Below are 20,694 nucleotides of genomic sequence, written 5' to 3'. Positions count from 1 at the left end.
CCTGATCAACCAAGTCCGCCATGTGAGGATCTGGGCCCGAGCATGGGTCAGGATGCCAGCACTGACTTATATAAGTGAGGACTGGTACGATCCTGGCCCATGCACGCGTTCGACATCCTGGGCGACCCGGTGCGCCGGCGCATTCTGGAGCTGCTCGCCGACGGTGAGCAGACCTCTGGCGCGATCACGGACGTGATCCGGGCCGAGTTCGGACTCTCCCAGCCGGGTGTCTCACAGCATCTGCGCGTGCTGCGTGACAGCGGGTTCGCGTCGGTGCGGGCTGAGGGCGCTCGCCGGTTCTACGCCGTCGAGTCCGCGCCGCTGAGCGAGGTTGACGCGTGGTTGGACCGGTTTCGCCGGTTGTGGGATCAACGCCTCGACGCTCTGGGAACCGAGCTGGCCCGGGGCCGGCGTGCAGCTCGCACTCCGGCTGGTGGGGCGCCCATCCGACCGGTTGGGTCCGGCACCGATGCGGACAAGACCGATCCATCGGCGAAGGGGACATGACATGAAAGACATAGTGGACGAACTGGCCGCCGCGCACCGGGCGATGGGCAAGGGCAGCGTGCCCGCAGGCAAGGCGTACACCATCGAGGTGCGGCGTCGATACGAAGCGCAGATCGACGACGTCTGGGACGCGATTACCAGCCCGGAGCGGTTGCGTCGCTGGCTGAGGCCGGTCACCGGGGATCTGCGGGTTGGTGGGAAGTTCGAGTTGGACGGTGGTGAGCACGGCGAGATCCTCCAGTGCGAACCGCCGCGTCTGCTAAAGGTGTCCTGGCTCTACGGAGCGGACGCCGACGCTTGGCCCGGCACGAGCGAGGTGGAAGTGCGCCTGGTCCCGGGCGCGACCGGCGATACGGAATTCGAGCTGATCCACGCAGCGGTCGTCGAGGAGCCCCTCTTCCCGACCTACGGCCCCGGTGCCGGCGGCGTTGGCTGGGACCTGCATCTCCTCGCCCTGGCCCGGCTGCTGGCCGGTGGCGAGACCGCCGACCACGAGGCGGTCCAGAAGTCGCCCGAAGGGCGCGAGTTCATCCGGCGCAGCGCCGCGGCCTGGGGCGAAGCTCACCTGGCCGCTGGTGGCGAACCGGAGCACGTCGCGGCCGCGGTCGAGGCCACCACCACGTTCTACGCACCCGACCCGACCTGACATCCCCGCTGCGGTGGGCCGACCGGCACCCCCACAGCAGGCAGGTTGTCGCACACCTGGAAGGAATGCGCGCCATGAAGTACACCAACTCGATCGAGATCGCCCTGCCGCGGGAGAAGGTGGCCCAGCTGCTCGCCGACCCGGCACACATACCGAAGTGGCTGCGGGGCCTGGTGCTGCACGAGCCGGTGAACGGGATCCACGGGCAGCTCGGTACCAAGTCGCGGGTCGTGATGCAGTCGGGGCAGCGGAAGATCGAGTGCACCGAAACGATCACACGCCGGGATCCGGCAGACCTGCACGGGATCCCGAAAGAAAGCGTCGTTCACTTCGACCGCGAGATCGTCGGCCCGGGCATGTGGAGCGTCGTGCGCGATCGGCTGACCGAAGCCAATCCGGACACGACGCTCTGGGAGAGCGAGAGCGAATACCGGTTCAGCAGCCTGCTGATGCGGCTGGTGGGGCTTCTCATGCCCGGCTCCTTCCACAAGCAGTCGCAACAGCACATGCAGGATTTCAAGGCGTTCGCCGAACAGGGAAAGGATGTCCGCGAAGGAAGGAACTGATCCGCACCCTGCTCCCACACCTTGCACCGATCTTGCAGAACCGGTGACGGCCGCCCACAATCAGCCCAAGCAGGCCAATCGGCAAGCTCGAGAGTGGGGGGATATGCGGATCCGGCTTTTCGGGGAGATGGAGTTCACTGTTGCCGGGCGGCGACTGGACCTCGGGACGCCGCGGCAGCAGGCGGTGCTGGCCGCGCTGATCGTCGACGCCGGCCATCCCGTGCCGACCGAGACGTTGATCGACCGGGTCTGGGACGAGGATCCGCCCGTCGAGGCCCGCAATGTCCTCTATTCGTATCTGAGCCGGATTCGCCGGGTGTTGAAGCAGGCGGCCAAGCTCACCGGTGAGCCGCCGGTACTTCTGGAGCGCCGGTATGCCGGTTACGTGCTCGAGGTCGATCCTGATGCCGTCGACCTGCATCAGTTCCGGCGCCTGATCGAGACTGGTCGCGATCCGCGGGGTTCCGACGTCGAGCGGGCGGATGCGCTGACCGAGGCGCTGGAGCTGTGGCGTGGCGCTCCGCTGGCCGGCGTGCAGGGCGAGTGGGTTACGCAGGTACGCCGAAGCTGGCGCCAAATGCGGCTGGACGCGGTGCTGCAGTGGGCGCAGGCCGAGCTTCACCTCGGCCGTACCGCCGCGGTGATCTCCACCTTGCCTGACGTCATCGCGGAGTATCCGTATGTGGAACCGCTCGAGGGCCTGTTGATGCGAGCCTTGCACGCCGAGGACCGCGACGCCGAGGCGATCGATCGATACACCGCCGTACGCGACCGGCTGGCCGAACAACTGGGCACCGACCCCGGCGCCGAACTGGCCACGCTGCACCAGTCGATCCTGCGCGGCGACCTCCCGCCGCTGCTGCCCGACCAACCCGCCGCCACGACCAACCAGCTGGCCGTGCCCGCGCAGCTTCCGCCCGACACCTACGCCTTCACCGGCCGCGAACCAGAGCTGGCCCGGCTCGACACGATGGTCGCCGAGTCGAACCAGCAGCCGACCGCTGTGGTGATTTCGGCGGTCTCCGGTACAGCCGGCGTGGGCAAGACGGCGCTGGCCGTGCACTGGGCGCACAGCATCCGTGACCGCTTCCCCGATGGGCAGTTGTATGTCAACCTGCGTGGCTTCGACCCGGGCGGGCAGGTAATGAACCCCACCGACGCGGTCCGCGGATTCCTCGACGCTCTCGGAACACCGCCAGAACAGATCCCAGTCGACCTTGCCGCTCAGACCGCGCTGTATCGCAGCCGGCTGGACGGGAAACAGGTCCTGGTGGTGCTGGACAACGCCCGCGACACCGACCAGATCCGCCCGCTGCTACCAAGCTCCGCCGGCTGCCTGGTGGTGGTGACCAGCCGCAACCAGCTCACCAGCCTCATCGTGACCCAAGGCGCCCACCCGCTGACCCTGGACCTGCTCACCACCACCGAAGCCAGGCAACTACTGTCCCGCCGCCTCGGCCCCGAACGGATCACCGCCGCACCGCAAGCCGTAGACGACATCATCGACTCCTGCGCCCGCCTGCCCCTCGCCCTGGCGATCGTGGCCGCCCGCGCGGCCACCTACCCCACCTTCCCCCTGGCCGCACTCGCCGCCGAGCTCCGAGACACCCACGCCAGACTGGACGCCTTCACCACCACCGAAACAGGCACCGAAACAGGCACCGGGAGTGACGTACGGGCGGTGTTCTCCTGGTCCTACCGGCAACTCAACCCAGCCGCCGCCCGGCTGTTCCGGTTCCTTGGCCTGCACCCCGGCCCGGACATCTCCGCACCGGCAGCGGCGAGCCTGGCCGGCATCCCGCCAGAACAGGTTCGCCCCATCCTCGCCGAGCTCACCCAGACACACCTGGTCAGCGAGAACACCCCCAGCCGCTACACCTTCCACGACCTGCTCCGCGCCTACGCCAACGAACTCGCCCACACCCACGACACCCAGGCCGAACGCACCGCTGCTGTGCACCGGATCCTCGACCACTACCTGCACACCGCCCACCGCGCGGCCCTGCTACTCAACCCGACCCGAGATCAGATCACCATCTCTCCGCCGCAAGCTGGTGTGACACCCGAAGACCTCGCCGACCACGGGCAGGCCATGGCATGGTTCAGCACCGAACACCCCGTCCTGCTGACAGCCCTCGACCAGGCAGCCAGCGGAGGGTTTGCTTCCCACACCTGGCAGCTGGCCTGGACCCTGTTCGACTACCTGCACCGACGCGGACTTTGGCGTGAGCGTGCGGTCGTCGCGGAGGTCGCCTTGTGTGCGGCACGGCAGCAGGGCGACCGGGAGACACAAGCCCGCACCCATCGCCATGTCGCCCTCGCCTACCAGCCGCTCGGACGCTTCGACGAGGCCCACACTCACCTACAGCAGGCCCTCGATCTGTACGGCGAGCTCGGTGACCACACCGGCCAAGCCCGGGCCCATATCGGCTTCGCGCGGATACTTGAGCAGCAAGGCCGCCACACGGATGCGCTCCACCACTCCGAACAGGCGTTAGACCTGTACCGAGCCGCCGGCAACCGAATGGGACAGGCCCATGCGCTCAACAGCATCGGCTGGTCCCACGTACTGCTCGGGCACCACCAGCAGGCACTCACCTCCTGCCGGCAAGCCCTTGGACTCCATGAGCAGCTCGACGACCCTGAGGCTGAGGCGGCCACCTGGGACAGCCTCGGCTATGCCCACCACCACCTTGGTCACCACCAAGAGGCAATCGCCTGCTACCGCCATGCCCTTGACCTGTTTCAAGTGACTGGACACCGCTACCACGAGGCAGATGTTCTCCTCCGCCTCGGCGAGACCCAACACGCCAGCAGAGACCACGACACGGCCCGTATCAGCTGGCAGCACGCGCTGGACATCCTCGAAGAACTCGGCCATCCCGACGCCGAGGACGTACGCGCAAAACTCCACCACCTCGACCCACCCGCCCACGACTTCGCACCATGTTCGGCTCCACGACGGCGGTAGCACGGCACGCGTTCGCCGTCGGCCTACGGCCGCACGCAGTCGCGTGATTCACCTCTGTTGCCTGGCGATCGCCGTGTCCACGACCGGCCGCGGGTTAACGCGGGCCCCTTACCCAAGGCGATCGCCAGGGCCGATCGGCTGCTCGCGCTCGAGCTGCACAGAAGCCACTCGCCGTTCCTCCCCCAACCCGGCTCGTCGCCGGCCTGCTGGCTGCCTGACATACGAAGGCGCCTCCCCCGTGCCAGCCCAGCGGACGCTCGAGTGAGCAGGCGGCATGGTCCGTGGAGGCGGCCGTCGCGGGGACCGAGCGGCCGGGAAAGTCGCCGCAGCACGATGCCTGACCCGAGCCGACTTCCGCCCGTCGCAGGCGGGCCGAGCCCTCGTTCAGCGCAGCCATGGAACCGCCACCGGTCCGCAACGACGGCCGGCGTTGCCGACCTCATGAACGTTGCGGAAAAGCTGTCGTCGGCGCCGCCGAACAGCCAAGCGCTGTCCCCGTTTCGGCCATCTGGACGTGGAACCCGAGGCTGTGGCCGGCGCGAGATCTCAGTCTTGATCGTGCGGCCGTTGGTGGTGTTGGTCGATGTGGTGCTGGGCTTGGCGGAGCTGGTCTTCGAGGGTGATGATGCGGCAGGCTGATTCGAGGGTTGTTCCCTCGTCGACGAGTTCTCGCACGCGGGCGGCCAGGCGTAGCTGGGCGCGGGAGTAGCGGCGGTGTCCGCCGGCAGAGCGTTGTGGCTGGATCAGGTTGATGTCGTCAAGGCTGCGCAGGAAGCCGGCGGTTGTTCCGAGCATTTCGGCGGCGCGGCCCATGGTGTAGGCCGGGTAGTTGTCGTCGTCGAACTTGTCGGCCGCCTCTGAGCTCGCCGCGGTCGCATCCTGGGTCATATGCGGGGTCGCATCTGGTGGTTCTGGGGTCATCGCGCCTCCACGGCGGGTCTACACATGTCATGGGGCCCCGGTGCGGAATGGCACCGGGGCCCCAGGGTTGGGTTTCATCACTGTCATCCGACCTGGTGGTCGGGTTGGGGTACCCGCGGCCGCCTACGAGGGCGGCACCTACGGGGATCGCCTATGTGTGACCGAGAACCACCAACTTCCAATCTGATGGGACTGCGGTACCCGCGCGGAACGACCGCGGCGGGCGATCCAATGATGTGGCCCTTCCCTCCTTTACCGTCCAAGGTGCCTTCTTGTTCCTTACATCTGTGCTCACGCCGCCAGGGAGCCAGCTGGCCCCACCGGCGGCGCCAGCTGGCCGGAGCCGCAGTCCTGCCGGACCCGGCCAACTGGCTATCACCGTCTCCGCGGGCAGTTCGTCATCTCCCGCGCCTACGTGACGTTATCTCTCGTTGGTGCTGACTATGTTACATGCGCCTGCCACTGATTTTCTACCCCAGGCACCATAGATTTTTTCGCGGCCATGGACGCGACCCAACTACGCGCCCGGCGGTGACCGCGGCCCGGCTCCAGTTCTCGGTCGACGACGGCGCCACCTGGCAGGACGCCGGCCTGTCGGCCCTGGGCGGCGGACGCTACCGCGCGACGGTCGAGCATCCGGCGCTCCCGCAGACCAAAGTGACCTGGGTGAGAGGTCAGAAGACGCCGCCGCCGGCCCCGAGGTTCTGCCCTGTTACCCAGCGCGCCGCGTCGGACGCCAGGAACACGGCGGCGTCGGCGACGTCGAGTGGGTCGCCGATGCGCTTGAACGGCGACATCTCGGCGGCGACGGCTCGGTCGCGTTCGGGCAGCAGGTCGGTGTCGGTGAACCCGGGAGACAACGCGTTCACCGTGACTCCGCGCGGGCCGAGCTCCTGGGAGAGGGTGCGGACGAACTGCTCCACCGCGCCCTTGCTGCCGAGGTACAGCGACGTGCCGGTGAACAACATCTTCGTACCGCCGGTCGAGACGGCGATGATCCGGCCGCCGTCCCGGACGCGTCGGGCCGCTTCCCGTAGCGCGAAGAAGGTCCCCTTGGCGTTGACGCCGAAGATGTGGTCGTAGTCCGCTTCGGTGCAGTCGACGACGGGCTTGATGACCGCGACGCCGGCATTGGCGACGACGATGTCCAGCTGTCCCAGCTCTGACTCGGCTTCGTCGAACATGTGGTGGATCTCCTCCAGCCTGGCGAGGTCGGCCTGGACGGCGATGGCCTTTCCGCCAGCCGACTGGACCTCCTCGACCACTGCAGAGGCAGCGTCCTTGTTCGTCACGTAGCTGAACGCGACGGATGCGCCGCTGGCGGCCAGTCGTTCCACGGTGGCCCGGCCCACGCCGCGGGACCCGCCGATCACGAGGGCGTTCTTGCCGGCAAGCTCAACGTTCACAGCGATCTCCCATGTCTCGCTCATGCATTCACTCTCTCGACCAACGCGTCGACGACCGCCTGGAACCCGTCAGGCGGATACAGCAGGTTCATAGGTCGATCGTCGCCGCCTGGGGGTCGGTGAACAACGGCGATGTGTGAAACGATCGATTCCTGCCAGGAATCGATCCTGGGCGCCCGACCGCACAGCTGGAGCATGCCCGTGGAGCTGGACCAGATCCGCCTCGTCCTCGTCCTCGCCGAACAGCTGCATTTCGGCCGGACCGGTCAGCGGCTGCACATCTCCCAGGCACGCGTGAGCAAGCAACTCGCCGCCCTCGAGCGAGAACTCGGCGGCGTCCTGTTCGACCGGTCCAGCCGGCACGTACGGCTCACACCGCTCGGACAACAGTTCGTGAGCCAGGTCGGCCCGGCCTACCAGAACCTTCTCGACCGCGTCGCGCACCTCCACGACGCGGGGCAGCCGCGGATCCGGATCGGCTTCCTTCCCACCACCGGCGGCGCGGCCCTGGGCCGGGTGGTGCGCGCGTTCGAACACCGCCACCGAGAGATCACCGTCCAGTTGAAGGAGATTCCCTTCGACGACCCGTACGCAGCGCTTCGCGACGCCGACATAGACGTGCTCGCCAGTTGGCGCACACCACCCGAGCCAGGCATCACCGTTGGGCCGACCATCGACCGCCCGGAACGCGTCGCGATGCTTTCCACCAAGCACCCACTGGCCAACCGGACCAGCGCCTCGGTACTCGAAGTGGACGACTGGGCACAGGCGGCGAACGTCAGGCCGCAGGCGATCCGCGAGGCGTTCCTCCCTCCGACCGCATCGGACGGCACACCGATTCCGCGTTCCCCGCTGGAATACACCAACCTGCAGGAACTGCTGTCCCTGGTCTCCAGAAACCTGATCGCCCACGCCACGGTGACCTCGGCAGCCGAGTTCGCACACCGCGACGACATCGTGCTGATCCCCATCCACGACCTCCCCCCGATCGACCTCGCCCTGCTGTGGTGGACCGCCCACGAGACCGAGACCATCCGCACTTTCGCTCAGGTCGCGCGCGGCGTGTTCCGCGTCAGGCGCCCCGAACTGGCGAGCTCGAAAGACTTGGCAGAGGTTGAGTAAGCCACCCGTCTGAGCATCCACGTCAAATCCTTTACCTGCGGACCGATGAGTTCGCGCGGGTGCTGGCGGCCTGTGTTGGGGTCAATTCCGATGGTCCGATCACCGGACCCACTCGAAGGGAGCCCACCATGGACCGGGTCATCGTTGTCGAGTTCATCAGCCTGGACGGCATCGTCTCCGACCCCGACGGCCAGGACGGCACGCCGACCGGTGGCTGGGCTTTCGGCATGGGGCGGGGGCTGTCGCAGGCGACAAGTTCCGGATGGGCGCCATGCTCGAGAGTGGTGTGTTGCTGTTGGGCCGCGCCACCTGAGAGAGATTCGCCGGGATCGGGCCGGGCCGCTCCCGGTTCGGCGCCGAACCGGCCGACTTCACCCTGCTGCCGGCCATCCGGATAGGCGCCGCCGTGCTCAGCAGATACGAGTCAAGATGATCCAACATGGCATGAATCGTCGGTGTCCACCGACCAGCCGCGTGACGCACCGTATCGCCGACTCGTACCGCACCAACCCTTTTTCCGCTGGCGCGATGAGTTCTGACCCCGGCGCCGGTATGTATCGACGAGCTCGCCGGAGCACTCGGGGCGGGCGAACCGAACCGCAAGGGAGAATCCGATGTCAGACAGCCGTCCGGAAGACCAGGCCGCCATCCAGGCCGTTATGGCCGACTCCTACAAGGCGTGGTCGGCGGGTGACGCCGACGGCATGGTCGCCAACTACACCGAGGACGCGACCGCCATCATGACCGGCTCGCTCCGCGACAGCCGTGACGTTATCCGCGAGAACATGGCCCTGGCCTTCGCGGGACCGCTCAAGGACACCTCGACCTACAACAAGCAGCTGAGCATCCGCTTCGTCGGCGGCGACGCGGCGATCGTCGTCAGCGAGTCCGGCATCCTCTTTGGCAACCAGACCGAGGTTCCGGACGCGGCCAAGGTGAACAACACCTGGGTGCTGGAGAAGCGGGACGGCCAGTGGCTGATCGCCGCTTACCACAACAGCCCCGCGCAGGCGCCGGAGCAGTAAACCCCTGCCGGTGCAAGGCAGTTAGCGCGCGTAGTGGTGCAGGGTCCTCATCGCCGACCGATGTTTCCGCCCTGTCGTCGACCGTGTGGAGGTCCCTGGGAGTCGAGCTCTCTCTATTGAGTCAAACTTTCCGGGATGGTCCGAGGTGAGCGCGTCAGGAAGGGATGACGGTGATGACCAGGAAGGCGTCGCCGGTGCCGGTGGAGCGGCTGCGGGTGGTGCTGCCGGTCCTGAGTGGCCAGATGACGATGGTCGAGGCCGCGCGGCCCAGAGACCACCCTGGCCGACCTGGGCTCGCTATCCTCACGTGAGTGGAGCTCACCTCGGTCCAACGCGAGCAGGACGCGTTCCAGCAGCAGCTGACCGCGGCACAGATCTCCGCGCTGTGCGAGCGGGCATTTGGGCCAGAGGTGTCCATACGGTCGGCGGTCGAGCTCGGCAACGGTGGCTACAACACGACCTACCGAATCGACCTGGACCCTGAGCGGGTGATCCTGCGCGTCGCACCCGCGCCGGAACGGCAGTACCGGTCGGAGCGGGAGCTGCTGCGTAACGAGTACGCCGCGCTGCCGTACTTCGCGCCGGTCGCGGCGCTGCTGCCGCGCACGCTGGCCGCCGACTTCACCCACGAGCTGATCGGCCGGGACTACCTGTTCCAGTCCGAGCTGGCCGGCGTGCCCGTGCCGGAAGGGATCGGCCGCTATCCACGCCCGGAGTGGGTCTCGATGTACCGCCAACTGGGCACGATCACACGCCACATCCATGACGTACGCGGGCCACAGTTCGGCCCAATCGCAGGTCCGTGGTTCGCGACCTGGAGCCAGGCCCTCCTGGCCGAACTCGACGCCATCGCCGCCGACCTGGACACCGCGGGGCTGGAGGCCGCCGACATCCGCACGCTCGCCGCAGCGGCCACCCAGCATCGCAGCGTCCTGGACCAGATCACCGAACCCCGCCTACTCCACGGCGACCTGTGGACCATCAACCTGATGCTCACCCCCAACGCCCCCCAACCAACCATCTGCGGCCTCTTCGACTGCGAGCGCGCCAGCTGGGGTGACCCTGCCGCCGACTGGACGATCCGCATGGCGCTGCGCCGCCCCGGCACCGAACGCGACACGTTCTGGCAGACCTACGGCCCACCCGACAACTCACCGAACGCACGACTGCGAGCCCTCATCTACCACGCCCGCCACACCGCCGCCCTCCTGCTCGAACGCCACCGCCACCACAAACACGACGAGGACCTACGCCTCGAGCTTCATACAACGATCACACAACTCAGCTAGAACGTCACCTGCAGACCACCACAGCGTCGAGCCCTGCCGACTGCCACCTCTCACAACGGCCCTTAAGCCTCACCGAACCAGCGTCCGAACCGACGAGTGGACCCATGAGCTTCCGCCCGCCCGGTAACGTGCGTAAGCATGATCCAAACTCCGCCGCTGGAGATCCGAACTTGCCAAGTCTGGTGGGCTCGGCACAACTCAAAACTGGCAGGCTATGCCTCCCTCCTGAGTTCGAGCGAGCGTGAGACGGCGGCGGCCTACCGCCAGGATGCTGACAGGAGACGGTTCATCGCCGGGTGCGTCATCTCCCGGCTCGTCCTGGCCGGCTTGCTGGGCCTCCCGGCCGCCCAGGTTCCGCTGGATCGTCGCTGCCAACGTTGCGGCGCACCGCACGGCCGCCCACGCCTGCATGGCGAGGAGATCGCGTTCTCAGTGTCACACTCCGGTGACCGAGTGGCCGTCGCATTCGTCCGGCATGCGCAAGTCGGTGTCGACGTAGAAGCGATAGACCGTTCCGCCCAGTCGCCGGAAATGCTCGACGCGGTACTCGCACCATCTGAACGAGCCGAACTCGCAAGCTTCCAAGGACCGGACAGGCCCCGCGCCTTCCTGACGTACTGGACTCGAAAGGAGGCTGTGGTGAAGGCAACCGGCGATGGTCTGGCAGCTCAACTCCCCGGCATCGTCGTATCCGCCCCTGACGAGCTGCCACAACTCATCAGCTACGGTGAGTGCGCCACGCCAAGATTGACTACGATGGCTGAGCTTCACCCCGGAAGAGGCTACGCCGCCGCGCTTGCGGTCATCGGTGAACGCCCGACATCCATAACAGAGCTCGATGCTGAGGCGATCCTCGCCCAACAGCTACGCCCTCGTGAGATGAGCCCAAACGGTTCGCCAAGGTAAGGCCGGGCATGGTCACGTCTTCTCGCGGGGTACGTCTGCCGTTGTTCTCTGGTGCGGTAGCCGCGCCGCTGCTGCTGTTGGTGATCGGGATCGATGGCGCGACGCGTGCCGGGTACGACACCTGGCGGCACGGGTGAGCCGGTATCGCACCGCTGTTGATGGCTTCGCAGTCGCGAAACGGCCAGTTCGTCGGTCATCCGGACAATCCGGCAACGTGACGGCGATAGTGGGAACGTCGGGAAGTGCTGGCACAGTCGACGGAGCGCCCCCGCAGCAGCCGCACCCCGGGACGTTTGTAGCCCGCAGACGCCGCCACGAAGGATGTGCGGAGACTGTGCGAACGAACCATACGATGAACACGTGTTTGCTCGTTCGACTGATTCGTCATCGCTATCGAAGGAGACACGATGCTCCAAAGATGGCGGAACCTGCTCACCGTGCTCGCCGCATGCGTGATCACCATCGGCTTCACGGCAGGTCCCGTACACGCAAGCAGCCAAAGCAAGCCGGAGCACCAGAAGACAGATATTCAAATCCGTAAGAGCAGCACTCTCCATCTACGGATGGCCACGCCTGAGGGCCCAATCCAACAGGCCGACGCTGAAGGCTGCAGCTGGGAGATCACCGCCAGTGCTGTCGGACATTACGACAGCCAGACAGGTACACTTCAACTTATCGAGGGCTTCTACCAAGCCATCACCAGCTGCGACTTCAACGTGTCATCGATCGACGCTACGGCCAAACTGTGGAAGAACGATCTCCCCGTAGACGTCGCACAGCCCTGGATATGTGAGGACTGCAACGGATCCATCTCGGGAGCTTCCATCCTGTGCGCGGGTATTACTTGCGCAGGAAGCTATGTAGTCTCCCATACGTTCACAATCTGGCTCTACGATCCCAATTTCTGGCCGCCCCCCGCCGGCGACGGCTGCCAGATCCTGGGGCCGGACCAGCAGTTGCTTTCTTGTACCCATGACACGAGCGACGACCCCATGGTCTTCCCGCCTGTGCTGTGATCCGAGGGAGTTCGCCGTGCTGAGACAGAGTTCAGCACCGCGTGATCCATGAAGTCAGTCATTGTCCGTCGCCGGGATGTAGGCGCCTGGCACCTGGTTCGGTGCGTAGATCTTGGTCTCACCCGGGTAGGGCTTCGTCCAGTCGTGTGCCTCGTACCAGGAGAGGTGGTTCATCAGTTCGGGGCTGGCGGAGTCGGCTTTGGCGAGTGTTCCGGTGAACCGCTTGTCGGGCGAGTCGAGGCAGTCATCGCTGACGTCCGGCGGTTATGGTCGGCATCGCGACTTCCGGCTGCGGTTGACGATTCACGATGCCGGCGTTGGTCCCTTCGCGAAGATTGCCTGCCAAGTCTGGAACGGCACATGGCGCATGCGGCGCCGCGCGTTCGTTCCACAGGAGCTTGGAGATTCGGGTGCGTGAACTCACCAACACGTTTTACGCACTCGCTCCAGGAACGAGTCTCCACCTGGACAGAGACGCCGTCCGCGTGGTTCGACCCGACATCAACCGTCGCACGCTCCTGCCACTTGCTCGGATCGATCACGTCGTCGTGTTCGGCGGCGCGACGGCAAGCGATGAACTTGTCTGCCGCCTGGGAGCCGATGGGAAGTCCGTCACGCGGCTGACCGGACCTGGACGCTTCCTGGCCAGAGCATCCGGCGGCCTGCGTGCGAACCGTCACCCGGGCAGGCGCCGTACCGGGCACACGACAACGTCGATCAGCGTGTCGCGAAGCCTGCGAAGGAATCGGCACGCGAGTGGGCCTTGCGCTCGTAGCGCATGGTCAGTCGTCGGTGTCCGGTTGTCATGCGTCAAGAATGTGGCAGGAGTTGATCTTGCAGTCGCATTTGTCCAGCGTGGGGGCGGGCTGGTGAACTAGAGTGCCTTGGCTATGAGCGATGTGAGGATTCGACCGGCGCGGCTTCCCGATGACCTTGACCAAGTCTGTGAGCTGTACGCGGAGACGGTCGGGTGGCACGCTGAGCAGTGGCCGGAAGATTTCAGGATGACCGATGTACGAGGGTCGGTCCGTGAAGGTCTCTCGAATGCCGACGCGGACAACGGTTTGCACCTACTTGTCGCTGAAGTCGGCGATGGACGACTGGCCGGGCTGGTGGCTGGATTACTCCGACCTAAGCCCACGCAGGCGGTTGCAAACTACGACGGGCCGGTTATGCATGTCAATGACCTCGTGGTCACCGGGGAGTATCGCCGGCGAGGGATAGGTGCTCTGCTCATGAAGGGATTGGAGCAGCTGGCCAGCCAGCATGGGGCGGTGGCGGTGACGTTGCAGGTGCACAGCCAGAACCACACGGCTGGAGAATTCTATCGGGAGCAAGGGTTCCGTCCGGTACAGATCGAAATGCGCAAGGACATCTCCGATGACGAGCTTTCACCGTGATCGAACGTCGAGATAAGCCTGTCTCGGCGTAAGATCGCCGAGCGCCTGGTGCGGGCGGATGGTGTTGTAGGTCTGGCGGAACAGGTTCGTCTCCACCGCCAGCGCGTCACCGTCGGGGATCTCGCAGCGGAACCGGCCTTGGTCCATTGCCCAAACCGCCGATGTGCGGTCTGGAACGGCACCCCGAAGCCCGGCGGCAGGTCCTGCCAGGAACACCCGCTGGTCAACACGTACACGATCGCGGTCAGCACCGCCCGATCATCCAACGGCGCCGTGCCACCGCCCTGCGGCCGTGGCTGGAACCGGGGAATCAGCGGCTCCACCAGCACCCATAACTCGTCCGGCACCAACCGCAGCGACAACCGATCCCTCACAGACCAAGATCATCGCCGATCACCCGCTCGAAACCACGTAAGACAAGCTCTTAGCGGGCTTGATCTCGGAGAGCGTCGAGGCGCTCCCGGATCAGGTCGTGGCGGGTGAGAAAGCGTTCCGGACGTAGCGTTTCGACATCGAGCCCTTCCGCACGCAGCTCTGCGGCGAAGTCCGTGCCCGAGGCCGCGGAACGGTTGGCGGCCGCCTGGATCAGCCGGTAGGCCTTCTCGCGTTCGATGCCACCGCCCAGCGCGTCGGCCAGCACTGTCGAGCTGTAGACCAGCCCGTGGGTCTGATCGATGGCTGCCCGCATACGCTCCGGGAACACCTCGAGCCGTGATATCACGTCGGTCGCCAGCGTCACCTGGTAGTGGCTGACCTGCAGGCAGTCCGGAATCACGACTCGTTCGACCGCGGCGTGGGCGAGGTCGCGTTCGTGCCACAGGGCAACGTCCTCGAGCATCGTGGTCACGTGACCGCGCAGGATACGTGCCAGCCCGCACAACCGCTCGCTCGATGTGGGATTGCGCTTGTGCGGCATCGCGCTCGACCCCTGGTATGCGGACGAACGGCCCTCCTCGACCTCACGCACCTCGGTGCGCTGGAGCAGCCGGAACTCCAAGCCGATCTGCTCGACGCACGCACCCAGCGTCGCGACCGCCTGGACCAGCTCGGCATGGCGATCCCGGGCAACCACCTGCGTGGGCACGTCCTCGACCCCCAGTCCGAGTGCGCCACAGACGTGCTGCTCGACGAAGGGGTCGATCAAGGCGTACGTGCCGACCGATCCCGAGATCGTTCCGACTGCAACGGCATCCCGCGCGGCGCGCAGCCGACGGATCGACCGATCGGCGGCGAAGGCGAATCCCGCGAGCTTGTGCCCGAACGTGGTCGGCTCGGCGTGCACCCCATGCGTACGGCCGATACACACCGTCTCCCAGTATTCCAGTGCCTTCTCCACAAGGACATCGCGAAGTTCTCCGGCCGCCTGGAGGAGGAGATCTGCCGAGCGCGCCAACGTGTGGCCGAGTGCGGTATCGACCAGGTCGTAACTCGTCATTCCCAGGTGCACCCATCGCGCCGACTCGGCTGGCACGTCCTCGCAGAATGCGGCGAGGAACGACAGCACCTCGTGATCACGTTCGCGTTCGTGGTCCATCACCCGGAGCACTGATGGAACGCGCGCACGCCGAATGTCGGCCAATGCGGCTTCGGGCACGTTTCCCAACTGGGCCTGGGCTTCCGTGGCGAGTACCTCCACCCTGACCCAGGTGGCGTAGCGTTCGGCGTCGGACCATAGTTTCGCCATCTCAGGGCGGGAGAATCGGGAAATCATTCCAGCGGACTCCTTGTCGACCGAGGATCAGCGGCGCGGGCATACAGCTCGAACCGTAGTGGGAAAGCCCGCTCTACCGTAAGCTGAGCGCGCGACGCACGCCGCTCTGATCCGCTCTCGTACTATCCGGCATCGTAGGTAGTCCACCAGACCTTGGAATGTGCCACCGCCTTCAGAGGAAAGCGAGGTTCCCATGTTGCCGAGACGTCACCTGCTCGCTTCCGGCGGGCTCATCCTCACGGTTGGCATGCTCGGCTCCGCCTGCGGCAACGACGAGCCCCCATTCGGGGATGAAAGGGGTGGGGGGATGAAGCACTCGCTGACATCCTCCCCATCCGGGCACGACGACATGCCCGGCATGGACATGCCCACCGGAGATGGGCTCCTCGCCACGATATCCGGCTACACGTTCGCCGCGGACACATCCTCGCTGCCCGTCGGCAAGCCGACCTCGCTCACGTTCCAGATCACCGGCCCGGGCGGCAAACCGGTCACCACGTTCGAACCGGACCAAACCAAACTCATGCACTTCTATCTGATTCGCTCGGATCTTGGTGGGTTCCAGCACGTGCATCCGGCCATGGCGGCAGATGGCACCTGGACCGCACCCCTTGGTACCGTGCAACCCGGTACGCACCGGGTCTACGCTTCCTTCATCGTCAAGGACCGTTCGGGAAACACCACGCCGCTGGTGCTGAGCCGGGCGATCTCCGTTCGTGGTAAAGCTCGCCCGGTGCCATTGCCCGCCGCATCGGCGACCACGAAAGTCGACGGCTACACACTGACGGTGAACTCCCGCGAGCTGATGGCCGGCATGGAACACAAGCTCACTGTCGAGATCTCCAAAGCCGGGCAGCCGGTCAGGAACCTGCAGCCCTACTTGAACAGCTACGCCCACCTGACCGCTTTCCACGAAGGCGACCTGGCATTCGCCCACCTCCATCCACAGGGCGAGGTTGGCGGCGATAGCGGTGGCCCTGAGCTGACATTCAACGCAACGCTGCCCAAGGCCGGAAACTGGCGACTGTTTCTGCAATTCCAAACCGCCGGTGCCCTGCATACCGCTGCGATCACGCTGCGGGCCGGTTGACTCTCGTAACGACGTAGGTATCGTACGACCATGCCGAGGCTCGGGGAGCTCGAGACCGCGATCATGCACGTGGTCTGGTCCGTCGGCGAGCCGTTGACCGTGCGGGAGATCCTCGACGAGCTCAGCCCTGAACGAGACTACGCCTACACCACGGTGATGACCGTCGCGGACAACCTCCACACCAAAGGCTGGTTGCGCCGGGAGAAGGTCGGCAAGGCCTATCTCTACGAGGCGATCGCCTCTCGCGAGGAGTACACCGCCTACCTGATGAGCGAGGCCCTGCGAGAAAGCGACGATCGGGCTGGGGCCTTCCTGCATTTCATCGAAGACATGTCGTTGGCCGACACCGACGCGCTACGGTCGGCCCTTCGCCGACTGTCGCGACGTAAGGCGCAGCGGCAGGCCCATCCAGGACCGTTTCAGCAGAAGAAACTCCGACGGTGATGGCGGCCGGCAGCCTCGCGTTGTACGCCCTGGTCATTGGCGCGTTCGCACCGTCGCTGCTGCGCCGGCTGTCATCGTCCACCGTCTCGCCCACGATGACGGTTGGGCTCTGGCTGGCGTCGGCGGCCTCGATGCTGGCTGCGGCGTTGCTGTCCGGCCTGACGGCCTTTCTGGCTGCCGAGCCTGTCCATCAGTCGGTCTTGCACCTGCTCCGGATCTGTGCAGACGCGTTTCACTTGCACTACTCGGATACGTCAACGAGCGAGCTGGCCGGCCTGCTCGCGGCGGTTTCGCTCACCGGGTGGTGTGGCGTGATCGGTGGGATCACGTGGTGGCGAGCGCGGGCCGAGCGGATCCACCACCGCGACCTGCTCGATGTCGTGGGACGGCCCGATCCAGTGCTCGGAGCCGTCGTACTCGACCACGAACGCGCTGTCGCATATTGCGTACCCGGCTCGGGTGGCCGGATCGTCGTGACCTCGAGCCTGCTCCAACAGCTTTCCTCCGAAGAGCTGTCTGCCGTTCTCGCACACGAACACGCCCACCTGGCAGGCCACCACCATCGGCTGACGGGTCTCGTCCAGGCACTCGCGGTCGCGTTCCCGTTCGTACCACTTTGTCAGGCAGCTCGCACGGAGGTACAGATTCTCGTGGAGCAGCTCGCAGACGAGACAGCCGCTGAGGTACACGACCGAGAGGTCGTGGCGGCCGCGCTGTTGCGCGTGTCCGACTCAGCCGACGCTCCCAGCTCGATGCTGGCAGCGGGCGGTTCAACAGCGGAGCACCGCGCGCTCCGGCTGCTCCACCACCGCGTGCCGGCGTCGGCAGCGGCCCGGCTGCTCGCCGGTTGCGCTGCTGCCGCGCTGGCGCTTGCACCAGTCGCGTGGTTCGCGATCACTGTGGTTCTGGCCTTCGCCGACCACTGCCCCAACCCGCCGACGTGACCACTCCGTCTTCAGGGCCGATCACCAGCCCCGGTCAGCGTCAGGTCGTCCAGGGCCGCGCGCAGCTGCATCAACTCGAGTGGATCCAACCGTTCGAACAGCAAGAGCAGCACCCCAGTCCGGTCGCCGCTGTCGTCCAGCACTTCATCCAGCAGTGAGGCCACGTAGTCCGCCCGAGACCTGGTTGCCCAATACATATAGGCCCGGCTCTGCTTCTCTCGCATCAACCAGCCCTTGCGATGCAGAATTTCCATGACCGTCTGCACGGTGGTGTAGGCGAGGTCGCGTTCCTCGTTGAGCTTCTTCCGCACATCGCGAACCGCCAGACGACGAGGCGCCGCCCACATCACGTCCATGATCGCGGCCTCCAAGTCACCGAACCCGTGCACCGGCCCCTCCCTTTCTCCGCACGTAACCTGCGTGGTAGGTCGCTGGTGAAAGTCCTACGTCGTGCCCTCCGCAGCCGCTGACCCGACTGGATGTTCACCGTCCGGCTGGGGCGGAGGGAGTTGCACGCATACGAAAAGTCCGCCGTCAGGCCGCGGACGGGCGTGCACCTGGCCGCCGTGGGCGTGTGCGACCGAACGCACGATGGACAGACCCAGGCCCGCGCCACGGCCGGCAGACGCCGGGCCGGCCTCGGTGAGCCGATCGGTCGAGGCGAGCCTGCGGAACGGCTCGAACAGCCCCCCTACGTCGTACTCCGGCACTGTCGGTCCGGTGTTCTCTACGGTGAGAACGACGTGGTCGTCGACGGTGCCGGTAGTGACCGAGACCCAGCCGTGCTCGGCGACGTTGTATCGGATCGCGTTGTCGAGCAAGTTGTACGCCAGGCGTTCCAGCAGGACGGGATCGCCTGCGACGGGGGCAGTGGCAAGGTCGGGGCGGACCTCAACCCTCGCCTCGCGTGCAGCGTGGCTGGATGCCGTGGCGACGTGCCGAACGACATCAGCAAGGTCGACAACGGTGTGCTCGGTGAGGCGCTGCTCACCGCTGACGAGGACGAGCAGGCCGTCGATGAGCCGCTCGTGCCGGCGATTGATCTCCAACAGCGTCGTGCCCAGTTGACGGGTCGACCGCGGAACGTCAGGCGTGTCGAGCGCGACCTCGATCAGAGTGCGGTTGAGAGTCAACGGTGTGCGCAGTTCGTGGGAGGCGTTGGCGACGAAGCGACGCTGCCCGTCGAACGAGCGGTCCAGCCGCTCCAGCATGGCGTCGAAGGTGTCCGCGAGATCCTTGATCTCGTCGCCAGGCCCGTCGAGCGCGATCCGCTCGTGCAGGCTACGATCAGCGACTCGGCGTGCGGTGGACGTGATCTGTTTCAATGGGCGCAGTGCTCGATCTGCCAGTAGCCAGCCGAAACCGCCTGCGCCGACACCGACGACGCCGAGTGAAGCCAACGACCAGATCAGCATCCTGCGCAGGGCCTCGTCGCGGTCCTGTTCGAACTGAGTTCGCAGCGTTGCCTTGAGCTGCGCGGCGCGCGGACCGGCATGCGCGTTCGCCTGACTCAGATAGGCCGTGATGTGCTGTTCGGTATTGCCGACCCGGGTCGCCAGTTGCCGGTCGAGCGACTGTCCGAGGAAGATGTAGGTCAGAGCGATGAGGATCGCGCCGGCCAGGAAGAAGGCTCCAGCGTAGGAAAGCGTGAGCCGGGCACGGATCGTGGTGTTCCACCAGCGACTCATGGGATGCGGTATCCCGCACCGGGGATCGTCTCGATGACTGGCGGATCACCCAGCTTGCGGCGCACCATCATAATAGTGTAACGAACCACGCCGGTAAACGGATCAGTGTGCTCGTCCCACGCCTTCTCCAGGAGTTGCTCGGCGGACACCACGCCGCCGTCAGCCCGAAGGAGCTCGGCGAGGACGGCGAACTCCTTGCGGGACAGCGCAACGGGCTCACCTTCGCGGGTCACCACGCGGCGGTGAGAATCGAGGCGGACGCCGGCGCGCTCCAACACCGGTGGCGCGGCTGGGCGGGCTCGCCTGCCCAGCGCCTCGATGCGGGCAATGAGCTCGGCGAAGGCGAACGGCTTGGTGAGATAGTCATCGGCACCGAGCCCCAGCCCGGCAACCCGTTGAGTGACCGCGCTGGCAGCGGTGAGCATCAGGATCCGGGTGTCGCTGCCCGACTCCACCAAAGTGGAGCACACCTGATCTCCGGACACCCGTGGAAGGTCACGGTCCAGGACGACAACGTCGTACTCGTTGACGGCAAGCCGCTCCAGCGCGGCATCACCGTCGTAGGCGACGTCGACCGCCATGGCGTGCTTACGCAGCCCGCCGGCGATCGTATCGGCCAGCAACCGCTCGTCCTCCACCACCAGTACCCGCACCCACCCAATCTTGCCTGCCGGTGTTGTTAGGTCGTTGTTAGGCCGCCGTGAGGGGTTTTCCTAGCACCAACCCAACGTGGTTCCTGGTGAACTGACGTCGTGAGGACAACCGATCGAGGAGGACACGCGGATGGCTACTCGAGAGACGCCGAGCAAGGGTGTGCCCGTCTGGGCACGGGTACCGGGAATCATCGTCCTCGTCCTGGCCGCGGTACTGGGCACCACGATGCTCGTGGGCGCAGCGGCGTTTCCGGGTACGGGTGCGCAGAACCAGGGTCCGAGCGTCCAGAACCAGAACCAGCAGAGCAACCAGAACAACGAGAAGCCACGGAAGAACCAGAAGCACGGTCCGGGAATGCACGGTCCGGGGATGCACTGACGCAAGCGAC

The 20,694-nt window shown here is 66.0% G+C and carries 24 protein-coding genes and 1 pseudogene; 17 read left to right on the top strand and 8 right to left on the bottom strand.

Annotated elements, in window-relative coordinates:
* Nucleotides 1-99: 99 nt before the first annotated feature.
* From ACYVF6_RS41570 to ACYVF6_RS41555, 4 genes are all read left to right on the top strand, one after another.
* Complete coding sequence (locus ACYVF6_RS41570; RefSeq protein ID WP_460530903.1) at nucleotides 100-507, top strand: ArsR/SmtB family transcription factor; 408 nt, start codon at nucleotides 100-102, stop codon at nucleotides 505-507.
* Nucleotide 508: 1 nt separating this feature from the next.
* The gene (locus ACYVF6_RS41565) at nucleotides 509-1,153 is read left to right on the top strand and encodes an SRPBCC family protein (RefSeq protein ID WP_460530900.1); all 645 of its coding nucleotides are present in this window, start codon (nucleotides 509-511) and stop codon (nucleotides 1,151-1,153) included.
* Nucleotides 1,154-1,227: 74 nt separating this feature from the next.
* On the top strand, nucleotides 1,228-1,719 hold the full coding sequence (locus ACYVF6_RS41560) for an SRPBCC family protein (RefSeq protein WP_460530897.1): 492 nt from the start codon (nucleotides 1,228-1,230) through the stop codon (nucleotides 1,717-1,719).
* Nucleotides 1,720-1,822: 103 nt separating this feature from the next.
* A complete protein-coding gene (locus ACYVF6_RS41555; protein ID WP_460530894.1) occupies nucleotides 1,823-4,690 on the top strand; it encodes an AfsR/SARP family transcriptional regulator in 2,868 nt (955 codons plus the stop codon).
* Nucleotides 4,691-5,236: 546 nt separating this feature from the next.
* Here ACYVF6_RS41555 and ACYVF6_RS41550 read toward each other — a convergent pair.
* Both ACYVF6_RS41550 and ACYVF6_RS41545 read right to left on the bottom strand, forming a co-directional pair.
* A complete protein-coding gene (locus tag ACYVF6_RS41550) occupies nucleotides 5,237-5,611 on the bottom strand; it encodes a helix-turn-helix domain-containing protein (RefSeq protein ID WP_460530891.1) in 375 nt (124 codons plus the stop codon).
* Between the two features lie 674 nt (nucleotides 5,612-6,285).
* Nucleotides 6,286-7,041 carry a Rossmann-fold NAD(P)-binding domain-containing protein gene (locus ACYVF6_RS41545; protein WP_460530888.1) on the bottom strand — a complete coding sequence of 252 codons (756 nt, stop codon included), beginning with the start codon at nucleotides 7,039-7,041 and terminating at the stop codon, nucleotides 6,286-6,288.
* A 171-nt stretch (nucleotides 7,042-7,212) separates the two neighbouring features.
* On the opposite strand from ACYVF6_RS41545, the gene ACYVF6_RS41540 reads away from it, so the two are divergent.
* The 9 genes from ACYVF6_RS41540 (at nucleotide 7,213) to ACYVF6_RS41500 (ending at nucleotide 13,775) form a co-directional block, all read left to right on the top strand.
* The gene (locus ACYVF6_RS41540) at nucleotides 7,213-8,139 is read left to right on the top strand and encodes a LysR family transcriptional regulator (protein ID WP_460530885.1); all 927 of its coding nucleotides are present in this window, start codon (nucleotides 7,213-7,215) and stop codon (nucleotides 8,137-8,139) included.
* Between the two features lie 614 nt (nucleotides 8,140-8,753).
* Nucleotides 8,754-9,164 carry a nuclear transport factor 2 family protein gene (locus tag ACYVF6_RS41535; RefSeq protein WP_460530882.1) on the top strand — a complete coding sequence of 137 codons (411 nt, stop codon included), beginning with the start codon at nucleotides 8,754-8,756 and terminating at the stop codon, nucleotides 9,162-9,164.
* 173 nt (nucleotides 9,165-9,337) lie between these two features.
* Nucleotides 9,338-9,475, top strand: coding sequence for a hypothetical protein (locus ACYVF6_RS41530; protein WP_460530879.1), 138 nt, complete (start codon nucleotides 9,338-9,340; stop codon nucleotides 9,473-9,475).
* Complete coding sequence (locus ACYVF6_RS41525; protein ID WP_460530876.1) at nucleotides 9,476-10,453, top strand: phosphotransferase family protein; 978 nt, start codon at nucleotides 9,476-9,478, stop codon at nucleotides 10,451-10,453.
* Nucleotides 10,454-10,591: 138 nt separating this feature from the next.
* Nucleotides 10,592-11,359 (top strand): 4'-phosphopantetheinyl transferase family protein, encoded by a 768-nt coding sequence (locus tag ACYVF6_RS41520; protein ID WP_460530873.1) that lies wholly within the window; start codon nucleotides 10,592-10,594, stop codon nucleotides 11,357-11,359.
* A gap of 8 nt (nucleotides 11,360-11,367) precedes the next feature.
* The gene (locus ACYVF6_RS41515) at nucleotides 11,368-11,496 is read left to right on the top strand and encodes a hypothetical protein (protein ID WP_460530869.1); all 129 of its coding nucleotides are present in this window, start codon (nucleotides 11,368-11,370) and stop codon (nucleotides 11,494-11,496) included.
* A 270-nt stretch (nucleotides 11,497-11,766) separates the two neighbouring features.
* Complete coding sequence (locus ACYVF6_RS41510) at nucleotides 11,767-12,375, top strand: hypothetical protein (RefSeq protein WP_460530867.1); 609 nt, start codon at nucleotides 11,767-11,769, stop codon at nucleotides 12,373-12,375.
* Between the two features lie 308 nt (nucleotides 12,376-12,683).
* Nucleotides 12,684-13,253, top strand: coding sequence for a CRISPR-associated endonuclease Cas1 (locus ACYVF6_RS41505; protein WP_460530864.1), 570 nt, complete (start codon nucleotides 12,684-12,686; stop codon nucleotides 13,251-13,253).
* Between the two features lie 12 nt (nucleotides 13,254-13,265).
* Nucleotides 13,266-13,775, top strand: coding sequence for a GNAT family N-acetyltransferase (locus tag ACYVF6_RS41500; RefSeq protein WP_460530861.1), 510 nt, complete (start codon nucleotides 13,266-13,268; stop codon nucleotides 13,773-13,775).
* On the opposite strand, the gene ACYVF6_RS41495 is transcribed toward ACYVF6_RS41500, so the two are convergent.
* The 3 genes and pseudogenes from ACYVF6_RS41495 to purB form a co-directional block, all read right to left on the bottom strand.
* Nucleotides 13,767-13,922, bottom strand: a complete 156-nt coding sequence (locus tag ACYVF6_RS41495) for an integrase core domain-containing protein (protein ID WP_460530858.1) — start codon at nucleotides 13,920-13,922, stop codon at nucleotides 13,767-13,769. The genes ACYVF6_RS41500 and ACYVF6_RS41495 overlap by 9 nt on opposite strands.
* Before the next feature lie 35 nt (nucleotides 13,923-13,957).
* Nucleotides 13,958-14,098: pseudogene (locus ACYVF6_RS41490) on the bottom strand (transposase); the annotation flags it as partial.
* A gap of 101 nt (nucleotides 14,099-14,199) precedes the next feature.
* Nucleotides 14,200-15,486, bottom strand: a complete 1,287-nt coding sequence (gene purB / locus ACYVF6_RS41485; RefSeq protein WP_460530855.1) for an adenylosuccinate lyase — start codon at nucleotides 15,484-15,486, stop codon at nucleotides 14,200-14,202.
* A 307-nt stretch (nucleotides 15,487-15,793) separates the two neighbouring features.
* Here purB and ACYVF6_RS41480 point away from each other — a divergent pair, with 307 nt between their 5' ends.
* From ACYVF6_RS41480 to ACYVF6_RS41470, 3 genes are read left to right on the top strand one after another with little or no spacing between them, the layout of a single operon-like run.
* Nucleotides 15,794-16,576: a hypothetical protein gene (locus ACYVF6_RS41480; protein WP_460530852.1), complete on the top strand. Its 783-nt coding sequence runs from the start codon at nucleotides 15,794-15,796 to the stop codon at nucleotides 16,574-16,576.
* 30 nt (nucleotides 16,577-16,606) lie between these two features.
* A complete protein-coding gene (locus tag ACYVF6_RS41475) occupies nucleotides 16,607-17,020 on the top strand; it encodes a BlaI/MecI/CopY family transcriptional regulator (RefSeq protein ID WP_460530849.1) in 414 nt (137 codons plus the stop codon).
* Entirely contained in the window at nucleotides 17,020-17,964 is a 945-nt protein-coding gene (locus ACYVF6_RS41470) for a M56 family metallopeptidase (protein ID WP_460530847.1), read from the top strand. Before ACYVF6_RS41475 ends, ACYVF6_RS41470 begins: the two co-directional genes overlap by 1 nt.
* Before the next feature lie 11 nt (nucleotides 17,965-17,975).
* Here ACYVF6_RS41470 and ACYVF6_RS41465 read toward each other — a convergent pair whose 3' ends face one another.
* From ACYVF6_RS41465 to ACYVF6_RS41455, 3 genes are read right to left on the bottom strand one after another with little or no spacing between them, the layout of a single operon-like run.
* Entirely contained in the window at nucleotides 17,976-18,353 is a 378-nt protein-coding gene (locus ACYVF6_RS41465; RefSeq protein WP_460530844.1) for a BlaI/MecI/CopY family transcriptional regulator, read from the bottom strand.
* 54 nt (nucleotides 18,354-18,407) lie between these two features.
* On the bottom strand, nucleotides 18,408-19,652 hold the full coding sequence (locus ACYVF6_RS41460; RefSeq protein ID WP_460530841.1) for a sensor histidine kinase: 1,245 nt from the start codon (nucleotides 19,650-19,652) through the stop codon (nucleotides 18,408-18,410).
* Nucleotides 19,649-20,305, bottom strand: coding sequence for a response regulator transcription factor (locus ACYVF6_RS41455; RefSeq protein WP_460530838.1), 657 nt, complete (start codon nucleotides 20,303-20,305; stop codon nucleotides 19,649-19,651). Before ACYVF6_RS41455 ends, ACYVF6_RS41460 begins: the two co-directional genes overlap by 4 nt.
* 130 nt (nucleotides 20,306-20,435) lie before the next feature.
* Between ACYVF6_RS41455 and ACYVF6_RS41450 the strand changes: the two genes are divergently transcribed.
* Nucleotides 20,436-20,684: a hypothetical protein gene (locus ACYVF6_RS41450; RefSeq protein ID WP_460530835.1), complete on the top strand. Its 249-nt coding sequence runs from the start codon at nucleotides 20,436-20,438 to the stop codon at nucleotides 20,682-20,684.
* Nucleotides 20,685-20,694 lie beyond the last annotated feature (10 nt).

It is taken from the genome of Flindersiella endophytica, from assembly GCF_054779015.1.
This window is presented reverse-complemented; position numbering and strand designations above follow the sequence as displayed.